The 19,893-nt window shown below is 70.6% G+C and carries 23 protein-coding genes and 1 riboswitch; of the genes, 17 read left to right on the top strand and 6 right to left on the bottom strand.

Annotated elements, in window-relative coordinates; genetic code table 11:
- Window positions 1-34 precede the first annotated feature (34 nt).
- The 3 genes from OG959_RS34415 (at window position 35) to OG959_RS34405 (ending at window position 1,962) form a co-directional block, all read left to right on the top strand.
- Entirely contained in the window at window positions 35-670 is a 636-nt protein-coding gene (locus OG959_RS34415) for an ATP-dependent Clp protease proteolytic subunit (RefSeq protein WP_326664787.1), read from the top strand.
- 7 nt (window positions 671-677) lie between these two features.
- Window positions 678-986, top strand: a complete 309-nt coding sequence (locus OG959_RS34410; RefSeq protein WP_326664785.1) for a hypothetical protein — start codon at window positions 678-680, stop codon at window positions 984-986.
- Window positions 987-1,314: 328 nt separating this feature from the next.
- Window positions 1,315-1,485: riboswitch (cyclic di-AMP (ydaO/yuaA leader) on the top strand.
- 3 nt (window positions 1,486-1,488) lie between these two features.
- Window positions 1,489-1,962, top strand: coding sequence for a C40 family peptidase (locus OG959_RS34405; protein ID WP_326664784.1), 474 nt, complete (start codon window positions 1,489-1,491; stop codon window positions 1,960-1,962).
- A 33-nt stretch (window positions 1,963-1,995) separates the two neighbouring features.
- Here OG959_RS34405 and OG959_RS34400 read toward each other — a convergent pair whose 3' ends face one another.
- Complete coding sequence (locus OG959_RS34400; RefSeq protein ID WP_326664783.1) at window positions 1,996-2,643, bottom strand: LysE family translocator; 648 nt, start codon at window positions 2,641-2,643, stop codon at window positions 1,996-1,998.
- A 72-nt stretch (window positions 2,644-2,715) separates the two neighbouring features.
- On the opposite strand from OG959_RS34400, the gene OG959_RS34395 reads away from it, so the two are divergent.
- The gene (locus OG959_RS34395; protein ID WP_326664781.1) at window positions 2,716-3,633 is read left to right on the top strand and encodes a LysR family transcriptional regulator; all 918 of its coding nucleotides are present in this window, start codon (window positions 2,716-2,718) and stop codon (window positions 3,631-3,633) included.
- Window positions 3,634-3,655: 22 nt separating this feature from the next.
- Here the strand turns inward: OG959_RS34395 and OG959_RS34390 are convergent, their stop codons facing one another.
- A complete protein-coding gene (locus OG959_RS34390; RefSeq protein WP_148015243.1) occupies window positions 3,656-4,087 on the bottom strand; it encodes an ATP-binding protein in 432 nt (143 codons plus the stop codon).
- A 209-nt stretch (window positions 4,088-4,296) separates the two neighbouring features.
- Between OG959_RS34390 and OG959_RS34385 the strand changes: the two genes are divergently transcribed.
- On the top strand, window positions 4,297-5,157 hold the full coding sequence (locus tag OG959_RS34385) for a helix-turn-helix domain-containing protein (protein ID WP_326664778.1): 861 nt from the start codon (window positions 4,297-4,299) through the stop codon (window positions 5,155-5,157).
- Between the two features lie 24 nt (window positions 5,158-5,181).
- Complete coding sequence (locus tag OG959_RS34380; RefSeq protein ID WP_326664776.1) at window positions 5,182-5,388, top strand: DUF397 domain-containing protein; 207 nt, start codon at window positions 5,182-5,184, stop codon at window positions 5,386-5,388.
- 40 nt (window positions 5,389-5,428) lie between these two features.
- Here the strand turns inward: OG959_RS34380 and OG959_RS34375 are convergent, their stop codons facing one another.
- Window positions 5,429-6,571, bottom strand: coding sequence for an 8-amino-7-oxononanoate synthase (locus OG959_RS34375; RefSeq protein WP_326664774.1), 1,143 nt, complete (start codon window positions 6,569-6,571; stop codon window positions 5,429-5,431).
- Window positions 6,572-6,714: 143 nt separating this feature from the next.
- On the opposite strand from OG959_RS34375, the gene bioB reads away from it, so the two are divergent.
- The 4 genes from bioB (at window position 6,715) to OG959_RS34355 (ending at window position 10,757) form a co-directional block, all read left to right on the top strand.
- Window positions 6,715-7,935, top strand: a complete 1,221-nt coding sequence (gene bioB, locus OG959_RS34370; RefSeq protein ID WP_326664772.1) for a biotin synthase BioB — start codon at window positions 6,715-6,717, stop codon at window positions 7,933-7,935.
- Window positions 7,928-9,232, top strand: a complete 1,305-nt coding sequence (locus OG959_RS34365; RefSeq protein WP_326664770.1) for an adenosylmethionine--8-amino-7-oxononanoate transaminase — start codon at window positions 7,928-7,930, stop codon at window positions 9,230-9,232. Before bioB ends, OG959_RS34365 begins: the two co-directional genes overlap by 8 nt.
- A 1-nt stretch (window position 9,233) precedes the next feature.
- Entirely contained in the window at window positions 9,234-9,923 is a 690-nt protein-coding gene (gene bioD, locus OG959_RS34360) for a dethiobiotin synthase (protein ID WP_326664768.1), read from the top strand.
- Window positions 9,924-10,058: 135 nt separating this feature from the next.
- A complete protein-coding gene (locus tag OG959_RS34355) occupies window positions 10,059-10,757 on the top strand; it encodes a class I SAM-dependent methyltransferase (RefSeq protein ID WP_326664767.1) in 699 nt (232 codons plus the stop codon).
- Between the two features lie 100 nt (window positions 10,758-10,857).
- Here OG959_RS34355 and OG959_RS34350 read toward each other — a convergent pair whose 3' ends face one another.
- Both OG959_RS34350 and OG959_RS34345 read right to left on the bottom strand, forming a co-directional pair.
- Entirely contained in the window at window positions 10,858-11,229 is a 372-nt protein-coding gene (locus tag OG959_RS34350; RefSeq protein WP_326664765.1) for a fic family toxin-antitoxin system, toxin component, read from the bottom strand.
- A complete protein-coding gene (locus OG959_RS34345; protein WP_030921856.1) occupies window positions 11,226-11,453 on the bottom strand; it encodes a hypothetical protein in 228 nt (75 codons plus the stop codon). Before OG959_RS34345 ends, OG959_RS34350 begins: the two co-directional genes overlap by 4 nt.
- A gap of 341 nt (window positions 11,454-11,794) precedes the next feature.
- Here OG959_RS34345 and OG959_RS34340 point away from each other — a divergent pair, with 341 nt between their 5' ends.
- From OG959_RS34340 to mug, 7 genes are all read left to right on the top strand, one after another.
- The gene (locus tag OG959_RS34340; protein ID WP_442805687.1) at window positions 11,795-13,087 is read left to right on the top strand and encodes a cytochrome P450; all 1,293 of its coding nucleotides are present in this window, start codon (window positions 11,795-11,797) and stop codon (window positions 13,085-13,087) included.
- A 139-nt stretch (window positions 13,088-13,226) separates the two neighbouring features.
- Complete coding sequence (locus tag OG959_RS34335; protein ID WP_326664761.1) at window positions 13,227-13,646, top strand: GNAT family N-acetyltransferase; 420 nt, start codon at window positions 13,227-13,229, stop codon at window positions 13,644-13,646.
- A 223-nt stretch (window positions 13,647-13,869) separates the two neighbouring features.
- Window positions 13,870-15,207 (top strand): hemolysin family protein, encoded by a 1,338-nt coding sequence (locus OG959_RS34330; RefSeq protein ID WP_326664759.1) that lies wholly within the window; start codon window positions 13,870-13,872, stop codon window positions 15,205-15,207.
- The gene (locus tag OG959_RS34325; RefSeq protein ID WP_326664757.1) at window positions 15,204-16,223 is read left to right on the top strand and encodes a hemolysin family protein; all 1,020 of its coding nucleotides are present in this window, start codon (window positions 15,204-15,206) and stop codon (window positions 16,221-16,223) included. The genes OG959_RS34330 and OG959_RS34325 overlap by 4 nt, the downstream gene beginning before the upstream one ends.
- Window positions 16,224-16,328: 105 nt before the next feature.
- Window positions 16,329-17,171, top strand: a complete 843-nt coding sequence (locus OG959_RS34320; RefSeq protein ID WP_326664755.1) for an SGNH/GDSL hydrolase family protein — start codon at window positions 16,329-16,331, stop codon at window positions 17,169-17,171.
- 135 nt (window positions 17,172-17,306) lie between these two features.
- Window positions 17,307-18,749 carry an adenylosuccinate lyase gene (gene purB, locus OG959_RS34315; protein ID WP_326664754.1) on the top strand — a complete coding sequence of 481 codons (1,443 nt, stop codon included), beginning with the start codon at window positions 17,307-17,309 and terminating at the stop codon, window positions 18,747-18,749.
- A 19-nt stretch (window positions 18,750-18,768) separates the two neighbouring features.
- On the top strand, window positions 18,769-19,332 hold the full coding sequence (gene mug, locus OG959_RS34310) for a G/U mismatch-specific DNA glycosylase (RefSeq protein ID WP_326664752.1): 564 nt from the start codon (window positions 18,769-18,771) through the stop codon (window positions 19,330-19,332).
- 73 nt (window positions 19,333-19,405) lie between these two features.
- Here mug and OG959_RS34305 read toward each other — a convergent pair whose 3' ends face one another.
- Window positions 19,406-19,843, bottom strand: coding sequence for a hypothetical protein (locus OG959_RS34305; protein ID WP_326664750.1), 438 nt, complete (start codon window positions 19,841-19,843; stop codon window positions 19,406-19,408).
- Window positions 19,844-19,893 lie beyond the last annotated feature (50 nt).

The raw sequence follows: 19,893 nt of genomic DNA, 5'->3' as shown, positions 1-19,893 counted from the left end.
CCGGCCCCGCGCGCCCCGGAGGAGAGGCCCCGCCATGCACCGCCCCGCCGCCCGCCATGTACTGCCCGAGTTCACCGAGCGCACGTCCCAGGGCACGCGCACGCTCGACCCGTACTCCAAACTCCTCGCCGAACGAGTCGTGTTCCTCGGCACGCCCGTCGACGACACCGCGGCCACCGACCTGGTCGCCCAGTTCATGTATCTGGAGCACGACGCTCCCGACCGGCCCATCTCGCTCTACATCAACTCCCCCGGCGGCTCGTTCGGCGCCATGACCGCCATCTACGACACGATGGAGTTCCTCACCTGCGAGGTGGAGACCTTCTGCCTGGGCCAGGCGGGGGCCGCCGCGGCCGTGCTGCTCGCCGCGGGCGCCCCGGGCAAGCGGCACGCACTGCCGGGCGCCCGCGTGGTGGTGCAGCAGCCCGAACTCTCCGATCCGGTACAGGGGCAGCCGTCCGACCTGGAGATCGAGGCGCGTGAGCTGGCCCGGATGCGCGACACGCTGACCGGCATGCTGGCCCGTCACACCGGCCGCCCCGCCGAGCAGATCGCCGCCGACACCGAACGCGATCTGATCCTCGACGCCGAAGGCGCCAAGGACTACGGACTGGTCGACCACATCGTGCGACGACGCGATCTGTCGCTGCCCCCGCACCCCGTGAGTTGAATCCGCGATGCAGCCACCGGAGTTCGCACCCCTGCCCGCCCTGACCCGCGCGGAGGGCGAGTTCATCGACCGCTATCTGCAAGTCCTCGACCAGGTGGGCCGGATCAATCCGGCCCACGGTGGCGACACCTACGGCGCCCTGCGCGCCGCCCAGGCGCTGGCCTCGTACTCGCTCGCGCTGCGGGACGCGCTCACGTTGATGCACGAGCGGGGCGAAGACCGGATCCACGCCGTCACGTTGACCAGGGCGCTGCGCGTTCTCGACGGCGAGAGGCGCTCCGGGCGGGTCACCGTGCCGCCCGACCCGCCGAGTTGATCAGCTCGACGCACCGACACGCCCGACGCGTGGACCGGATTTTCTCGCTCGTTCGGCGTAGACGTTACTTCGCACGAGGGACAACCCGATTTGCGTTTTCGAAGTGGACGCTGGGTGAAATCTCCCGTTCCGCCGCTGGTGCGGCACCGGTCGGCAGGTCCCTGCGGTTTGCCGCAACGTCACCTGTCCACCCGAACGGATCATTCATGATGAGCCTCACATATGGCTGTTTCACCTCGGAAATCCGGCACTCGGTGAGTCAAGATCCCTGGGACGACAAGCCCCCGCCACCGCGGCGGGGCGGTCCGGGCGGACGCCGAGTCCTGCCGCCGCCCGGATGCCTGGTCGACAGGAGTGGATCGGCAGGAGTGGAGGACCCAGCACAACGGGCCGACCGGATTTCCGGTCGTCCCTCGGGGTGAAGCCGCATCTGCGGCCGGGCGACTTCGCCGGCCCGAACCCGACAGGTCATCCTTCACAGGCGGCTGACGAAGGGTTGCGCATGACTGCGCAGGTTCATGTCCCGTCTCTGCTTGCCCGGGCCGGTACGGCCTCGGTGATGACTCTCGCCGCCGTCGGCGGCACGCTGTTCGTTCCCGGCGCCGTGACCGACGCCCAGGCCGCCACCCATTCGATGAAAGCCCTCACCATCGCCGCGTCGAAGAAGGGGGCGCCCTACCGGTGGGGCGCCACCGGGCCCAGCCGCTTCGACTGTTCCGGGCTGACGCTCTACTCGTTCAAGAAGGCCGGGAAGAAGCTCCCGCGCACGGCCCAGCAGCAGTACAACAAGACCCGCCACATCTCGTCGTCCAAGCGGCAACGCGGCGATCTGGTGTTCTTCCACGCCGGCCGCAGCATCTACCACGTGGGCATCTACGCGGGCAGTGGCAAGATCTGGCACTCGCCCAAGACGGGGGCCGTGGTCCGCCTGGAGAAGATCTGGACGAAGAGCGTCTACTACGGACGCGTCCGTTGAGGCCCCTCCCCCGTCCCGGCCCGTTCTCCCGCGTCAGTGCAACAGCGGGCCCGTCACCAGGGCCAGCCCCAGCGCGGTGAGCGCGGCGCCGCTGCCGCCCTCGATCGCCCGGGCGGTACGCGGCCGGCGCAGCCACCGGCCCAGGCGGTCCACCAGGAGCGCCACGACCGGGAACCAGATCAGTGCCAGCACCACGACGATCGCGGCGAGCAGCAGCGTCCTGGGCAGGGGCGCGGTCCCGTCCGGCACGAACTGCGGCAGCAGGCTGAGGAAGAGCACGGGCGCCTTCGGGTTCAGCGCATTGGTCAGGAATCCCTGACGCAGTGCGCGGCCCGTGCCCATGCCCGCCCGCACGCCGTCCGCCTCGTCCGGCCCGGGCTCCGCGTCCTGCCCGGCGCCGCGCCGGGCCGCGTACAGGGCGCTGATCCCCAGATAGAGCACGTAGGCGCCGCCCAGGAGCTGGATGATCCGGAACAGCACGGGCACCGCCACCAGCACGGCGGCCAGACCGGCGACGGCGAGCGCGGTGTGGACGAGGAGGCCCCCGGCGACCCCGAGCGCGGTCGCCACTCCTGCCGCGCGCGAGGCGAGGGCGTTGCGTACGACGACGGTGAAGTCGGCGCCGGGCAGCGCGACCATGGCGGTGGCGACCCCGACGAAAGCGGTCAGTTGTGCGTCCATGGGTCCACCCTGGACCGCTGGAGCCTTTAGCGTGTACTTGCAATCTTCTGGGTCTGCCAAAAGGAATGCTTAATGTACGACCCGACACGGCTCGCGGCGCTGGTGGCGGTCGCCGAGGCCGGTTCGATCACCCGGGCCGCCGCACGCCTGGGCTACACCGCCCCGGCGCTCTCCCAGCAGCTCGCCAAGCTGGAGCGGGAGGCGGGGGCGGCGCTGCTGGTGCGCCATCACCGGGGCGCCCGGCTGACCGCGGCGGGCGAGCTGCTCGCCGGGCGCGCCCGGCGGGTCCTCGACGAGATGGAGCAGGCCCGTCACGAGCTGGCCCGGCTCGCCGGACTCTCCGGCGGGCGCCTGCGGGTCGGCACCTTCACCACCGCGGGCATCCATCTGCTGCCCCCGGTGCTGAGCGCGTTCCGCCGGGCCCACCCGGACGTGGAACTGGCCGTCACCGAGTACGAGCCGCCGGGCGGGGTGGCCGCGGTGGCGGCGGGCGAGGTGGATCTGGCGCTGACCCATGACTACGAGCCCGGACCCGTGACGCCGCCGCCCTCGGGTGTCCTGACCGAGCCGGTCCTGATCGAGGAACTGGTCCTGATCACGGCCGTCGGCCAGGTCCTCGCGGACGGCAGCGGGCGGCTCCCGGTGACGGAGCTGGCGGGCCGCCCCCTGATCAGCAGCGCGCCCACGCACCCGCCGCGCCGCGGGGTGGAGAGCGCGCTCGCCGAAGCGGGGGCGCTGCCTGCGGTGGTCTGCGAGTCGCCCGGCTACGCGCTGGTGTGCGCCCTGGTCAGTGCGGGCATCGGGATGGCCGTGGTACCGGAGATGGTCGCCGCCATGTCGCCGACGCCGCTGTCCGTACGACGGCTGGAGCCGGCCTCGTTCCGCCGGACGATCTCGGTGGTGCATCGCGGGGACCGTACGAGCCCTGCGGCATCGACGCTCCAGGCGCTGCTGCGCAGTGGATTCGGGCGGGCAGCGGCGCCTGGGTGACCGGGGCGCGCGACGGAACGGTTCAGTGCTGGACGGGCAGGTGCCAGGGCAGCGCGATCCAGACGGTCTTCCCGCCGTCGGGGGTGGGCGTGACGGTGAGCCGGCCGCCGTACTCCTTGGCCAGCGAGCGGATGATCACCATGCCACGGCCGTTGTCCTGCTGGACGGCCGCCGGCAGCCGCTGGGGCCACCGGGGGTGACTGTCCGTCACCCCGAGGCGCAGCTGTTCCTCACGCTCAAGCCGGAGGTCGACGGTGAAGGTGGGTGACTGTCCGAACGTGTGCTGGACCGCGTTGGTCGCGAGTTCCGAGACGATGAGCCGGACGGTCTCGCCCGTGTCCGTGCCGTCGGGCAGTCCCCATTCGGCCAGTACCCGGGCCACATAGCGCCGGGCGGCGGAGACCGAGACCGGCTCGCTCGGCAGGGTGACACGTGCTTCCTGATGGTCTGCCATGGCGAGCCGTCCCTTTCCCACCCGGAAGCGACCCCGCGATCGATGGTCCGGGTTGTGCTTCGCGCCAGATTGCCACTGATGCTGCCCGCTGTAACGGCGATCCACCAAGATATGCATATATCTGTCGCTCAAAGCGGTGAACTCTGCCCCGGATGCGCCGTGAGGGCGCCACACTGTCCGCTCGGCAGGGAGTGGGAGGGAGGCACCACATGCAGCACGGCCCTGCGGTGCGGCGCCGCAAGCTCGGGGAGGAGCTGCGGAGTCTGCGCCATGCGTCGGGACTCACGAGCCGGGACGCGGCTCGTCTGCTCGGCTGGCACCAGTCGAAGGTCAGCCGGATCGAGACCGGCGTGAGCGGAGTACGCCCCGGTGACGTGACCCGGCTGCTCGACACCTACGGCACCAACGACCCGAAGTTGCGCGAGGTCCTGGAGGCGCTCGCGGGTTCGGCGGGCGGCGGGGGCGCGGGGTGGTGGCACGCCTACCGCGGTCTCATCCCGCCGCAGTACCGCGACTTCATCAGTCTGGAATCACAGGCGCGCACCGCCCGCACCCTGGAGACATCAGTGGTGCCGGGCCTGTTGCAGACCGCCGGCTACGCCCGTGCGGTGACCCGGGCCTCGCTCGACGGACTGCCCACCGGACAGCTGGACTCCTTGGTGGAAGTGCGGCTGGCACGGCAGGGCGTCCTGCGGAGCGACCCTCCGCTGCGGCTGAGCGCGGTGCTGGACGAGGCGGTGCTACGGCGGGAGGTCGGGGGCCGCCGGGTGATGCGGGAGCAGTTGCGCCATCTCAGCAGGGTGGCCCAACTACCACATGTGCAGCTTCAGTTGCTGCCGTTCTCGGTCGGCGGATATGTGGGCCTCACCGGACCTTTCGTTATCTTCTCCTTTCCGACCACTTCTGATCTGGATGTGGTCGTTCTCGACCACTTGACGAGTAGCCTCTACCTGGAACGGAAAGAAGACCTCGAGGCGTACAGCTCGGCCTTCCGCACCCTGCAGGCACACGCGCTGTCGCCGGAGCACTCGTTGGATCTGATCGCCGCGATCGACCGCGACGGTCGGTGAACCCGGACTGCCCGAGGGAGCGTCATGTCGGATTGCCTCGCACAGCACGCGTTACGGTGGCGGCGCAGCAGCCGCAGCACGGGAATGAACAACTGCGTGGAGGCCGCGCCGCTCGGTGGCCGGCGGCTGGCCGTGCGCGACTCCAAGGACCTTTCCAGGCCGCCTCTGCAGTTCTCCGCGACGGCCTGGACGTCCTTCGTCACCTCTCTGAACGGCGGCTCCGGCCGCTGAGTCCGCGGCCGGACGCCGCGGACCGGTGGATTCCGGCGGATCAGCCGGCCGGGGCGGTCCGCCGTACGACCGCCACGGCATGGGCGATCTGCTCGTCCGTCAGGTCGGCGCGTGCGGTCAGCCGCAGCCGGGAGACGCCGTCCGGTACGGACGGCGGCCGGAAGCACCCCACCGCGATGCCGGCAGCACGGCAGTCGGCCGCCCAGAGGACGGCGGCATCCGCCGAGAGTGCGCGGACCGAGACCACGGCCGCGTCTGGCCTGACCGCGGTCAGGCCAGACGCGGTCAGCTGCCCGTACAGCGCGGTGGCGACGGTACGGGCCCTGGCCGCGCGTGCCGGTTCGCGGCGCAGCAGCCGCAGGCTGCCGAGCGCGGCGCCGACGGCGGCCGGGGCGAGCCCGGTGTCGAAGATGAACGTGCGGGCGGTGTTGACGAGGTGGTCGATCACCCGGGCCGGGCCGAGAACCGCCCCGCCTTGGCTGCCCAGCGACTTGGAGAGGGTGAGCGTGGTGACGATGCCGTCGCCGCCCGCCAGGCCGGCCGCGGCGGGGGCACCCCGGCCGCCGTCCCCGAGTACGCCCAGGCCGTGCGCGTCGTCGATGAGCAGCGCGGCGTTCTCCGCGCGGCAGGCGTCGGCCAGTTCGGCCAGGGGCGCGGCGTCGCCGTCGACCGAGAAGACCGAGTCGGTGACCGCCAGGGACCTGCCCGGGTGCGCGTGCAGGGTCTTGCGTACGGCCTCGGGGTCGGCATGCGGCACGACGGCGGTCTCGGCCCGCGAGAGCCGGCAGCCATCGACGATCGAGGCGTGGTTGCCCGCGTCCGACACGATCAGCGAGCCCCGGCCGGTCAGGGCGGTGAGCGCCGCGAGGTTGGCGGCGTAACCCGAGGACAGGACGAGGGCCGCCTCGAAACCGCAGAAATCGGCCAGTTCGCGTTCGAGCTCGGCGTGCAGTGCGGTGGAACCTGTGACCAGCCGCGAGCCGGTGGCCCCGCCGCCCCACCGGCGCGCCGCGTCGGCCGCCGCGGCGATCACCTCCGGATGCCGGGTGAGGCCCAGGTAGTCGTTGCTCGCGAGGTCCAGCAGTTCCGGTTCGGCGGGCCGCGGCCGGAGCGTCCGGACAAGTCCGGCGTCCGCGCGGCGGCGCGCCTCCTCGTCGATCCAGTCGAACGGTGCGAAGGACATGAGCGGGTCCCTTTTGTAGGCAGCTCACAGACCCTAACCGGGGGCGCAGCCGGGCATGGTGTGGCAATGCACACACCCTCTACGGGCTCTGTTGTCCGGTTCCTCCTTGGCTCGGAGCGGTGCCGTGCGTCAGGATCATCGCCATGGACCTCCTGAACACGCTGGTGGACAAGGGGCTGCGGCGCGAGCTGCCGACCCGTGAAGAAGCGCTCGCCGTACTGGCGACCCCGGACGACGAACTGCTCGACGTGGTGGCCGCGGCCGGAAAGGTGCGCCGTCAGTGGTTCGGACGGCGGGTGAAGCTGAACTATCTGGTCAATCTCAAGTCCGGGCTCTGCCCCGAGGACTGCTCGTACTGCTCGCAGCGGCTGGGTTCCAAGGCCGAGATCCTGAAGTACACCTGGCTCAAGCCCGACGAGGCGTCGAAGGCGGCGGCGGCGGGAGTCGCCGGTGGGGCCAAGCGCGTCTGTCTGGTCGCGAGCGGCCGGGGGCCGACCGACCGGGACGTCGACCGGGTGTCGCAGACCATCGAAGCGATCAAGGAACAGAACGAGGGCGTCGAGGTGTGCGCGTGCCTCGGCCTGCTCTCCGACGGCCAGGCCGACCGGCTGCGGTCGGCGGGGGCCGACGCCTACAACCACAACCTCAACACGTCCGAGGGGACGTACGGGGAGATCACGACCACCCACACCTACGCCGACCGGGTGGAGACGGTCCACCAGGCGCAGGCCGCCGGTCTCTCCGCCTGTTCCGGGCTGATCGCCGGCATGGGGGAGAGCGACGCCGACCTGGTCGATGTGGTCTTCGCCCTGCGTGAGCTGGACCCGGACTCGGTACCCGTCAACTTCCTGATCCCCTTCGAGGGCACTCCGCTCGCCAAGGAATGGAACCTGACACCCCAGCGCTGTCTGCGCATCCTGGCCATGGTCCGGTTCGTCTGCCCGGACGTGGAGGTGCGGCTGGCGGGCGGTCGCGAGGTGCATCTGCGTTCGATGCAGCCGCTGGCCCTGCATCTCGTCAACTCGATCTTCCTGGGCGACTATCTGACCAGCGAGGGCCAGGCGGGGCAGACCGACCTCGACATGATCGCGGACGCCGGCTTCGAGGTCGAGGGTGCGGGTACGACGACGCTGCCCGGCCACCGGGTGGACGCGGGCGGTGGCTGCGGTTCGCACGCGGGTACGGGTAACGGCTGCGGTTCGCACGCGGGCGGCGGGTGTGCGCCCTGCGGCGACGGTCCGGAGGCGGAGGCCGCTCCCGCGGAAGCCGTCCTCGCGGAAGCCGACGGGGACCGGGCGGCGCGCACGGACCTGGTGACGGTCCGCCGTCGTGGCGCGGGTACGGATCTCGCCCCCAATGCCTGAGCCGCTCTCCCCCGCCGGGCTCCGGGCGCTGGACCGGGCCCATGTCTGGCATCCGTACGGACCCATGCCGGGCCGGCAGGAGCCGCTGGTCGTGGAGTCCGCGTCCGGCGTACGGCTCCGACTGGCCGAACCGGCCCATGGGCAGCACGAGTTGGTCGACGGCATGTCGTCGTGGTGGTCGGCGGTGCACGGGTACAACCACCCGGTGCTGAACGAGGCGGCACGCGACCAGCTGGACCGGATGAGTCATGTGATGTTCGGCGGGCTCACCCACGAGCCCGCCGTGCGGCTGGCCGCCAGGCTGGTCGAGATCACCCCGGAACCGTTGCAGCACGTCTTCCTCGCCGACTCGGGCTCGGTGTCGGTCGAGGTGGCCGTGAAGATGTGCCTCCAGTACTGGCGTTCCGCCGGACGGCCGGCGAAGCAGCGCCTGCTGACCTGGCGCGGCGGGTACCACGGGGACACCTGGCAGCCGATGTCGGTGTGCGATCCCGAGGGCGGCATGCACGAACTGTGGTCGGGGGCGTTGCCCCGGCAGGTCTTCGCGGACGAGCCGCCGGCCGGATTCGACGCGGAGCCGGACGCCGCGTACGCGACGCATCTGCGCGAGCTGATCGCGCACCACGCCGATGAGCTCGCCGCGGTGATCGTGGAGCCCGTGGTGCAGGGGGCCGGCGGCATGCGCTTCCACTCCCCCGCGTACCTGCGCGTCCTGCGCGAGGCCTGCGACACGCACGGCGTGCTGCTGGTGTTCGACGAGATCGCCACGGGCTTCGGCCGGACGGGCAGGCTGTTCGCAGCCGAGCACGCCGGGGTCTCGCCCGATGTGATGTGTGTGGGCAAGGCTCTGACCGGCGGCTACCTGACGATGGCGGCGACGCTGTGCACGACCGCGGTGGCCGAGGGCATCTCGCGCGGCGAGGTGCCGGTGCTCGCCCATGGGCCGACGTTCATGGGCAATCCGCTCGCCTCCGCGGTGGCCTGCGCCTCGATCGAGCTGTTGCTCGGCCAGGACTGGGAGCAGGAGGTCAAACGGATCGGGGCCGGTCTTCGCGACGGCCTGGCACCGGCCGGGGAACTGCCCGGGGTCCGCGAGGTGCGGGTTCTGGGCGCGATCGGCGTCGTCCAGCTCGATCACGAGGTGGACATGGAGTCCGCCACCCGGGCGGCGGTCCGCGAGGGCGTCTGGCTACGGCCGTTCCGCGACCTCGTCTACACGATGCCGCCGTACGTCACCGGTGACGACGATGTGGCGCGGATCTGCCGCGCCGTGTGCGCTGCGGCGCGGGAGGGCTGAGATGAGCGTTCTGGTGGTGACCGGCACGGGCACCGAGATCGGCAAGACGATCGTGACCGCGGCGGTCGCGGCGGCCGCCGCGGGCCGTCGGGTGGCCGTGCTCAAGCCGGCCCAGACGGGCCTGGAACCGGGCGAGCCGGGTGACGCCGCCGAGGTGGCGCGGCTGGCGGGCGGTCATGTGACGGCGGTCGAACTGGCCCGTTTCCCCGAACCGTTGGCTCCGGCGACCGCTGCTCGCCGGGCCGGGATGACACCGGTCCGCCCGTACGAGATCGCCGAGGCCGCCGGGAAGCTGGCGACGGAGCACGATCTGGTGCTGGTGGAGGGTGCGGGTGGCCTGCTCGTACGGTTCGACGACGACGGCGCGAACCTGGCGGACGCGGCACGGCTGCTGGCGGCACCGGTCCTGGTGGTGGCACCTGCCGGGCTCGGCACACTCAACTCCACGGCGCTGACCTCGGAGGCGCTCCGGGCCCGCGGGCTGGACTGTCTCGGGGTGGTGGTCGGCAGCATGCCCGCCGAGCCGGACCTGGCGGAGCGGTGCAACCTGTCGGACCTTCCGGTGGTGGCGGGCGCCCCGCTGCTGGGTGTGGTTCCGGCGGGCGCGGGATCTCTCACCCCTGCGGACTTCCGTGCCCGCGCCGGGAGTTGGCTGGCCGCTCGGCTGGGCGGGAGCCGGCCCCAGGACTGAACGGCGTACGGCACAGGACGGGATGCGTCTCAGGGGGCAGAATCGAAGGAGCCGAACCTTTCCGGCCGAGCGGGCCCGCGGGACGTCACCCGTCACCCGGCCCGCGCGGACCGGCCCCCGTCGAGGAGGTCCGTCATGCGGTTGCGGAGCACGAAGATCCCGAAGGACGCGGTGCACCACCCCGTCTTCGCCCGTTTCTATGCCCGGATGAGCGTGGCCGCGGAATCCGCGGCGGGCATGGCCGGAGTGCGGGCCGAACTGCTGTCGGGACTGTCCGGGCGGGTCATCGAGATCGGAGCGGGCAACGGACTGAACTTCGCCCACTACCCGCCCACCGTGTCCGAGGTGGTTGCCATCGAACCCGAGCGCACACTGAGGCAGTTGGCGGTGCGGTCCGCGCTGCGCGCCGGAATCCCGGTGGATGTCGTGCCGGGTACGGCGGAGGCGCTGCCGGTGAAGAGCGAGGCGTTCGACGGAGCCGTCGCCTCCCTCGTGCTGTGCACCGTACGCAATGTGCAGCAGTCGCTGGCGGAGATCCGACGGGTTCTGCGCCCGGGCGGTGAACTGCGCTTCTTCGAGCACGTGCGCGCCGAAGGCCGGGCCATGGCGGCCACCCAGCGCGCGCTGGACGGGACCTTCTGGCCGCTGGTGTCCGGTGGCTGTCACACCTCGCGCGACGCGCTCGCCGCCATCGAGGCGGCCGGGTTCGTGGTGGAGACGTACCGCAAGGTCAACATGCCGGAGGGCGGCATCAGGCTTCCCACGTCCTCGTGCGTGCTGGGCGTCGCCCGACGGTCGGCGGTGGTGGACCGGGGGCCGCAAGGACTGCGCTGACCGGCGCGCAGGTCTGGGGCGGTTCGAAGCCCGGCGAGCACCGGCGCTTCACGGCCAGGGGGCTCCACTGGCGTAGCTCGTCGGCGAACCCCCGGGCGTGTCACAGGCTCCACTGGCGCAGCTCGTCGGCGATCGCCCGGACGTCCGCCTTGCCCTCCTTGACCAGCAGGGCCAGATCGCGCACCTGTTCCGGCGAGGTAATGACCTTCAGGCCCGACGCGACCAGATAGCCGTAGGCGACGGCCGAGGCAAACATCGCGTTGGACCGCTCCAGCGCGGGCACGTGGAGCAGCAGTTGAAGCATCGCCGCAGCCCTGGAATGGGGGTCGCTGTAGACCGGACTGCCGAAGATCTCCGCCTCGTGCCGCGCGACCGCGGCGACCAGTGCGCCCCAGTCGGTGACCTGAGGGTCGCCGGGTGTCTTGTGCTCGGCGACCATGAGCAGCCAGGAAAGGTGGATCCGGAGGTTCAACGGGTGCCTTTGCGCTCCGGGCCGAACTCCTCGGCGAACACCGATTCGTACTGCTTCATGAAGTCGGCGGCGGCCTCGACGAAGGTGTGGCCGACCTCGCCCGCGTCCTGTTTGACGAGTTCCTCTATGTAGCGGTTCACGCTCATCCCCCTCTGGAGCGCGCGCTGCCGCGCGGCCTCGGCGGTGGCCTCGTCCACTCGAACGTTCAGCTGCGTCTTGGGCACTCCCTCACGCTAGCGCGGGATCGCTAGCACCGGCAAGGGGAACGGGGCCCTGCAGGGCCCCGGGCGGTCTTCCGGAACCTTTCTCCGGACCGCCCTCGATCACCTCGCACCCCCGCCACCTGGCATATCTCCGCCGTCCGCCGGCCCGGGCGCGCGGGCGCCGTCACACGTACCGTCGAAGGATGAGCGACGGATACCCCACCCGGCCGCCCCCTTCTCCGAACAAGTGGTCATAATTCCTGGTCAGGAAGCCGAAGTCCGCGCAGTCGGCCACGTCCTGGCGGCGAACGCACGTAAACGCCTGCGCATGCCTGCCAACCGACCAGATCTCGCGACGACTCATGGAGTGCACATTGAGTACGACGTTCCGTTCCCGTATCACCGCCCGGCTCGGGCGCACCTACCTGGCCAGGATCCAACGGCACGGAATCGGCTCCTCCACGATCAAGCTGCTGCCGGAGGAACTGCTCATGCTCCTGCGCCGCGACGGTCTCGATCCCGTACGCCGGGTTGCCACGACCCGGGCGAGTGCCCCGGTGTCCAGGGTTTCGCTGCCGTTCGGCATGGATGCCTGGGTGGTCACCGGCTACGAGGAGTCGAAGGCCGTGCTCGGCTCCGCCGAGGGGTTCAGCACGGACTTCGCCAACCTCGCGGGCAACGCCGGGATCGCCGCCGAACAGAGCCCCGGCGGTCTCGGGTTCAGCGATCCGCCGGTGCACACGCGGCTGCGCCGCATCCTGACGCCGGAGTTCACCATGCGCCGGCTGCGGCGCCTGGCACCCCGGATCGAAGCCATCGTCGAGGAACGTCTCGACGCGATGGCGGCCGCCCGCGGTCCGGTCGACCTGGTGCACGAGTTCGCGCTGCCGGTGCCCTCGCTCACCATCTGCGAACTGCTGGGCGTGCCGTACGCCGACCGGCACGACTTCCAGCAACTGGCCATGGACCGCTTCGATCTCTTCGGCGGGACGACCGCGCCCTTCGGCGCCATGTCCGCGTCGCTGGACTACTTCAGGGAGGTGGTGAAGGCGCAGCGGAGGAACCCGGGGGACGGGCTGCTCGGCATGATCGTGCGGGAGCACGGCGACAACGTCGACGACGAGGAACTCGCGGGTCTCGCCGACGGAGTGCTCACCGGCGGCTTCGAGACGACGGCGAGCACGATCGCACTCGGCTCGCTGGTCCTGTTGCGGAACGAGGAGGTCCTCGACCGGCTGCGTACGGACGACACGATGACCGCACCGTTCGTCGAGGAGGTCCTGCGGTATCTCTCCGCGGTCCAGATGGCCTTCCCCAGGTTCGCCCGCGAGGACATCGAGATAGCCGGCGTGGTCATTCCGCGCGGCGACATGGTGCTCTGCTCCCTGAGCGGCGCCAACCGCGATCCGGCCTACGTCCTGGACGACGGGGGCTTCGACCCGCACCGCGCCACCCCGTCCGGCCATCTCGCATTCGGCCACGGCATCCACCGCTGCATCGGGGCAGAGCTGGCACGTATGGAACTGCGCGTCGCCTACCCGGCACTGGCCAGGCGGTTTCCCGGCATGCGGCTCGCCGTGCCGCAGCAGGAACTCGGCTTCCGGAAGCTGTCCATCGTCTACGGCATCGAGTCGCTCCCGGTGCACCTGGGCTGAGGCGCGTCGCTCCCGGTGCACTGCGCCGAGACGGACTGCGCCCGGCGTGCTCGGGTCGAGACGGACTCCGCCGGCGCGTGTACGAAGAAGAATCGAAATTCGGTCGCCGGCCGGGATGCCGCTCTGCTTGGCTCGCCCCATGAGCGATCTTCACATCCGCTGCGCCGGCCTCGACGACATCGACGGCGTGCTGCGGTTCTGGCCCGAGGCCGCAGAAGGTACGAGCATCAGCGACGACCGCGACGGGGTGTCCCGGCTGGTCGTCCGGGACCCGGAAGCCCTGCTTCTGGCGGAACGGGACGGCCGGCTCGTGGGCACCGTCATCGCAGGCTTCGACGGCTGGCGGTGTCACGTCTACCGGCTGGCCGTGCATCCCGCGTTCCGTCGCCAGGGCATCGCCACGGCGTTGCTGGAAGCGGCGGACGCCCGTTTCACGGCGCTCGGCGGCCGCCGGGCCGACGCCATGGTCCTGGAGGCCAACGAACGCGCCCAGCACGCATGGGCCGCCGCCGGCTACCACCGGGAGGATCACTGGCGCCGCTGGGTGAAGCCGCTCTGACAGCGGGCGGAGCGGGGAACCGTGGGATCCGGAACCGAGGTCCGGGATCCCGGGCGCCTTCCCTGCCTCGCCACTTTGCCGACCCTTTACTATGGGTGCTCCCCCTGTCGATTCCTTTTGAAAGGTGTGAGCGTCCGCCCATGGGCGAGCCTCCCAGTAGCCGATATCGCCGACATCGAGCGATCCTCCTTCCCCTGCCCGATCATGGGACGGAGGTGAACCGATGACCGAAGTGCTTCTGCTGCTCGTGGCCGTCCTGCTCTCGCTCGCCTGCGGCGCCTTCGTCGCGGCGGAGTTCTCCCTGACCACGGTCGAACGCGGCCAGCTCGAACGGGCTGTCGAGCGGGACGAACGCGGCGCCGCGAGCGCCATGAAGGCGGTACGCAGCCTCACCTTCCAGCTCTCCGGGGCCCAGCTGGGCATCACCGTCACCAACCTGGTCGTCGGCATGCTCTCCGAGTCGTCCATCACGAAACTGATCCGCGGCCCGGTCGAGGCCGTCGGGCTGTCACCCGGCGTGGCGTCCTCGGTGGCCCTGGTGATCGGCACCGCCCTGTCCACCGTGTTCCTGATGGTGGTCGGTGAGCTCGTACCGAAGAACTGGGCCATCTCCTCGCCGCTCGCCGTGGCGAAGACGGTGGCCACCCCGCAGCGCGCTTTCACCGCGATCTTCCGGCCCTTCATCAGCCATCTCAACAACACGGCCAACCACATCGTGCGCCGCTTCGGGCTCGAACCGGCCGAGGAGCTGGCATCAGCCCGCAGCCCGCAGGAGCTCGTGGCCCTGGCCCGGCACTCCGCCAAGGCCGGCGCACTGGAGGCCGACACGGCGGAACTGTTCGTCCGCACCCTCAATCTGGCGGAACTGACCGCGGAGAACGTGATGACGCCGCGGGTACAGGTCACCGCACTGGAGGTGCAGGCGACGGCAGAGGACGTCGCCAACGCCACCCGGGCCACCGGACTGTCCCGGTTCCCCGTGTACCGGGGCAGCCTCGACACCGTCGTCGGCGTCGCCCACATCAAGGACGTACTGGCGATCCCCGCCGAACAGCGCCCTCGCAAACGGGTCTCGGACATGCTGCGCGAGCCGCTGCTCGTGCCGGAGACCCTGACCGTGGACCGGCTGCTGGACCGTCTCTCCGGCAAGCTCGCGATGGCGGTCGTCATCGACGAGTACGGCGGCACGGCGGGTGTCGTGACACTGGAGGACATCGTCGAGGAGGTCGTCGGCGAGGTGCGGGACGAACACGATCCGCACGAGACCCCGGACCTGGCACCGGCCGGCGAGGACGCCGACGGACGCACCCTGTGGTCGGCCGACGGCGCTGCCCGCACCGACCAGCTGGAGAGGATCGGACTGCGCGTGCCCGACGGACCGTACGAGACCCTCGCCGGACTGATGGCCACGGAGGTCGGCCGCATCCCGGCCGTGGGTGATTCGATCGAGCTGGCCGGCTGGCGCCTCGACGTCGTGGACGCCTCCGGACGGCGCGCCGCACGGGCGCTGCTGCACGCACCGCTGCCCGGTTCCGACGAGCCGTCGGAGGATGAGCGATGACCGCCGTACAGCTCTTCATCGGTCTGCTGACCCTGGTGGTGAACGCCTTCTTCGTCGGTGCGGAGTTCGCTCTCATCTCCGTGCGCCGCAGCCAGATCGAACCGCAGGCCGAGGACGGGAACCGGCGGGCACGCAGCGTCATCTGGGGTCTCGAACACGTCTCGGCGCTGCTCGCGGCGGCTCAGCTGGGCATCACGCTGTGCACCCTGGTCCTCGGTATCGTCGCCGAACCCGCCATCGCCCACCTGCTGGAGCCCGTCTTCGACGCCGTGGGGGTGCCGCACGGGCTGGTCCACCCGATCTCGTTCGTGATCGCGCTGTCCGTGGCGACCTACCTCCACATGCTGCTCGGCGAGATGGTGCCGAAGAACATCGCGCTGGCCGAGCCCGTGAAAACCGCGTTGCTGCTCGGGCCGCCGCTCGTCACCCTGGCCCGGGCGCTGCGACCGGTGATCTTCGCGATCAACGCCTTCGCCAACGCCCTGCTGAAGCTGTTGAGGGTGGAGACGAAGGACGAGGTGTCCGCCACCTTCTCCGACGACGAGCTGGCCAGGCTCGTCAAGGACGCCGGCGACGCGGGGCTGGTCGACGACCGCGCGGCCGAGCGGCTGCACCATGCCCTGGAGCTGGGGCGCAGGCCGGTGCGCGATGTGGTGCTGCCGGTGGACCGGGTGATGTACACGCGGGTCGGGACGACGCCCGAGGAACTGGAGCGTCTCTCGTCCGAGACCGGATTCTCGCGTTTCCCGGTGATGGACAGCGAGCAGCGGATCCTGGGCTACCTGCACGTGAAGGACGCCCTGGACGTCACACCCCGCGACATGCCCTTCCCGGTGACGTCGATGCGGCCGATCGCCCGGGTACGGGCGGCGACACCGCTCGACGATGTGCTGACCGCGCTCCGGCGCAGCCGCACGCACCTGGCCGCCGTCCTCGACGAGGACGACCGGCTGGCCGGCATGGTGACGATGGAGGACGTGCTCCGCGAGCTGGTGGGCCGGCCCCAGCCACGCTGATCCTGACCCGGCAGGCGCGGTCCCGCACCCTTCCCCGGGTGCGGGACCGCGCCTGCCGGGATGTCCAGGAGAGGGCCGGGCACACCGCGATACGATCGCAGGGCCATGGAAATAAATGCCGAATACACCAGTCTCGTCGCGGTAGGCGATTCGTTCACCGAGGGCATGTCGGACCTGCTGCCCGATGGTTCGTACCGGGGCTGGGCCGACGTCCTCGCCACCCGGATGGCCACCCGCACCCCCGGATTCCGGTACGCCAATCTCGCTGTGCGCGGAAAGCTCATCGGCCAGATCGTGGACGAGCAGGTGGACGTGGCGGCAGCCATGCAGGCGGACGTCGTGACGCTGGTGGGCGGTCTCAACGACACCCTGCGGCCCAAGTGCGACATGGGCATGGTCCGTGGCCGGCTCGAGGAGGCCGTGGAGCGTCTCGCCCCCTCGTGCAAGAAGCTGGTCCTGATGCGCAGCCCCGGTCGCAACGGACCGGTGATGGAACGCTTCCGGCCGCGCATGGAGGAGCTGTTCGCCCTGGTCGACGACCTTGCCGCCCGGCATGGTGCGGAGGTCGCCGACCTGTACGGGGCACCGGTGCTGGGTGACCCCAGGATGTGGGACGTGGACCGGCTGCACCTCACCGCCGAGGGTCACCTCAGGGTGGCGGAGGCCGTCTGGCAGACGCTCGGGCTGCCGCCGGAGAACGACTGGCAGGCGCTCCCGGCCGCCACGGCCCCGCCACGCTGGTCCTCCCGGCGCGTGGACGACGTGCGCTTCGCACGCCGGCACCTGCTCCCGTGGATAGGACGGCGCCTGACCGGGCGCTCCTCGGGCGACGGACGTACGGGAGCACAGTTCAGCGCCGAGCTGGGGAGGGCCTTCTGGGTCACACCCGTGGACGCCGGGACCCCGGGTCCCGTGGCCACGTGGCGACGGGTCGACACGGGCGAGTAGCCGGCCCTCGGGGCACGACGTCGAGCCCGCCCCGGCCACCTCTGCCGCCGCTCCGGCCCAGGCGTCCGCTCTCGTAGCAACGCACAAACCGGGGGCGGCGCCGACCTGCACAAACCGCCAGTAGAATCTGCACACGTGACTGCTGTGTCTGCGAAGCCTCGCATCCCCAATGTCCTGGCCGGCCGCTACGCCTCTACGGAGCTGGCTGTCCTCTGGTCCCCCGAGCAGAAGGTGAAGCTGGAACGTCAGCTGTGGCTGGCGGTGCTGCGCGCCCAGAAGGACCTCGGGATCGAGGTACCCGACGCGGCCCTCGCCGATTACGAGCGCGTCATCGATCAGGTCGACCTGGCCTCGATCGCGGAGCGCGAGAAGGTGACCCGGCACGACGTAAAGGCCCGCATCGAGGAGTTCAACGCCCTCGCCGGCCACGAGCAGGTCCACAAGGGAATGACCTCCCGCGACCTGACCGAGAACGTCGAGCAGCTCCAGATCCGGCTGTCGCTGGAACTGATGCGTGATCGCGCGGTGGCGGTCCTGGCCCGGCTCGGCAGGCTCTCCGGTGAGTACCGCGAACTGGTCATCACCGGCCGGTCCCACAATGTCGCGGCGCAGGCCACGACGCTCGGCAAGCGCTTCGCTTCGGCGGCGGACGAACTGCTGGTGGCCTACGGGCGACTCGAGGACCTGCTGGGCCGCTACCCGCTCCGCGGGATCAAGGGCCCTGTCGGCACTGCCCAGGACATGCTCGACCTGCTGGGCGGAGACGCGGGGAAGCTCGCCGAGCTGGAGCAGCGCATCGCCGGGCACCTCGGCTTCGCGCAGGCCTTCACTTCGGTCGGCCAGGTCTACCCGCGCTCGCTCGACTACGACGTGGTGACCGCGCTGGTCCAGCTGGCCGCGGCGCCCTCCTCGGTCGCGAAGACCGTTCGGCTGATGGCGGGCCACGAGCTGGTGACCGAGGGCTTCAAGCCGGGCCAGGTCGGCTCGTCCGCCATGCCGCACAAGATGAACACCCGCTCCTGCGAGCGCGTCAACGGCCTGATGGTCATCCTTCGGGGTTACGCGTCGATGACGGGCGAGCTGGCGGGCGACCAGTGGAACGAGGGCGATGTGTCCTGCTCCGTGGTCCGCAGGGTAGCGCTGCCGGACGCCTTCTTCGCCTTCGACGGTCTGGTGGAGACCTTCCTCACGGTGCTCGACGAATTCGGCGCCTTCCCCGCCGTCGTCGCTCGCGAGCTGGACCGCTACCTGCCCTTCCTCGCCACGACCAAGGTGCTGATGGGCGCGATTCGCGCCGGCGTCGGCCGTGAGGTCGCCCACGAGGCCATCAAGGAGAACGCGGTCGCGTCCGCTCTCGCCATGCGTGAGCAGGGCACGGAACGCAACGAGCTGCTGGACAAGCTGGCGGCGGACGAGCGCATCCCGCTCGACCGCGCGCAGTTGGATGAGCTCATGGCCGACAAGCTCTCCTTCACCGGTGCGGCGGGCGACCAGGTCACCGCCCTGATCGGCCGGATCGAGGAGATCACCAAGCAGCACCCGGAGGCGGCCGGTTACACGCCGGGCTCGATCCTCTGATGCGCGGCTCCACCGGCCGATGACACCCGAGGAGCTCCTGGCCGCCCGTGACCGCATCGTTCCCGATGTGATCACGGGCGGCCTGCGCGTACTGTTCTGCGGCATCAATCCAAGCCTGATGACAGGTGCCACGGGTCACCACTTCGCCTTTCCCGGTAATCGTTTCTGGCCGGTCCTTCATCAGTCGGGATTCACTCCTCGGCAACTCAAGCCCTACGAACAGTCCGAGCTGCTCCGCTATGGACTCGGCATCACCAACGTGGTCGCCAGAGCGACGGCCCGGGCCGACGAACTGTCCGCCGAGGAATTCCGTGCCGGGGGCCGGATCCTCACCTCGAAGGTCGAGGAACTGCGCCCCCGATGGCTGGCCGTTGTCGGTATCACGGCGTACCGGACCGCATTCGGCGAGCGTCAGGCACGCATCGGACCTCAGCAACGGCAGATCGGCGGGGCCCGCGTCTGGGCGTTGCCCAACCCCAGCGGGCTCAACGCCCACTGGACCGTGAGCTCCATGGCCGAGGAGTACGGACGCCTCCGGTCAGCCGTCGAGTCGGACGCCGCGACCTCGACTCCTGAGCCCTGAGCCCTGAGCCCTGACTACGGAACAGGGTTCGCCGGCTGTACCGCCTCTTCGCCCCGCCGCCCCAGGACAGGGGTCACGGAGGATCGATCTCGGTCACCACCACGCTGAGCTCGCACCCCGGGCCCTCTTCCTCCAGGTACAGCGCGAGGGCGATCCACCGAGCCTCGATATGCCAGAGTCGCAGGTACTCGCACCCCGCAACGGTTTCGGCCCAAGGGTCAGGTATGTCCTCACCTGACATCATTCGCTCCTGCGCGCTCCACAGGCTGATCAGCTGCGGGTCGCCCCAGCGCGCACCGAGCACGGTGACCAGAGCCTCGTGCTCCGCCAAGCACTGTGCACGATGCTCCAGGCGCCCCGCCTCGTCGTCGTCCCAGTGATCGTCGTCGGCGTGCAGGGACGCCGTGTGGTAGCCGGGCCCGCTGACTCCCGAACCCGACCGGATGCGATCCGCGGGAAACTCTCGGGTGCGCATCCCGTCGATGAGGCGGAGGTGATGTGCGGTGGTCATGCCGTCAGTAAACCGTCCGGCACTGACAACGAAAGCCTTGCCCTGCACTT

This window comes from Streptomyces sp. NBC_00385, from assembly GCF_035917155.1.
GTDB lineage: Bacteria > Actinomycetota > Actinomycetes > Streptomycetales > Streptomycetaceae > Streptomyces > Streptomyces poriferorum.
This window is presented reverse-complemented; position numbering and strand designations above follow the sequence as displayed.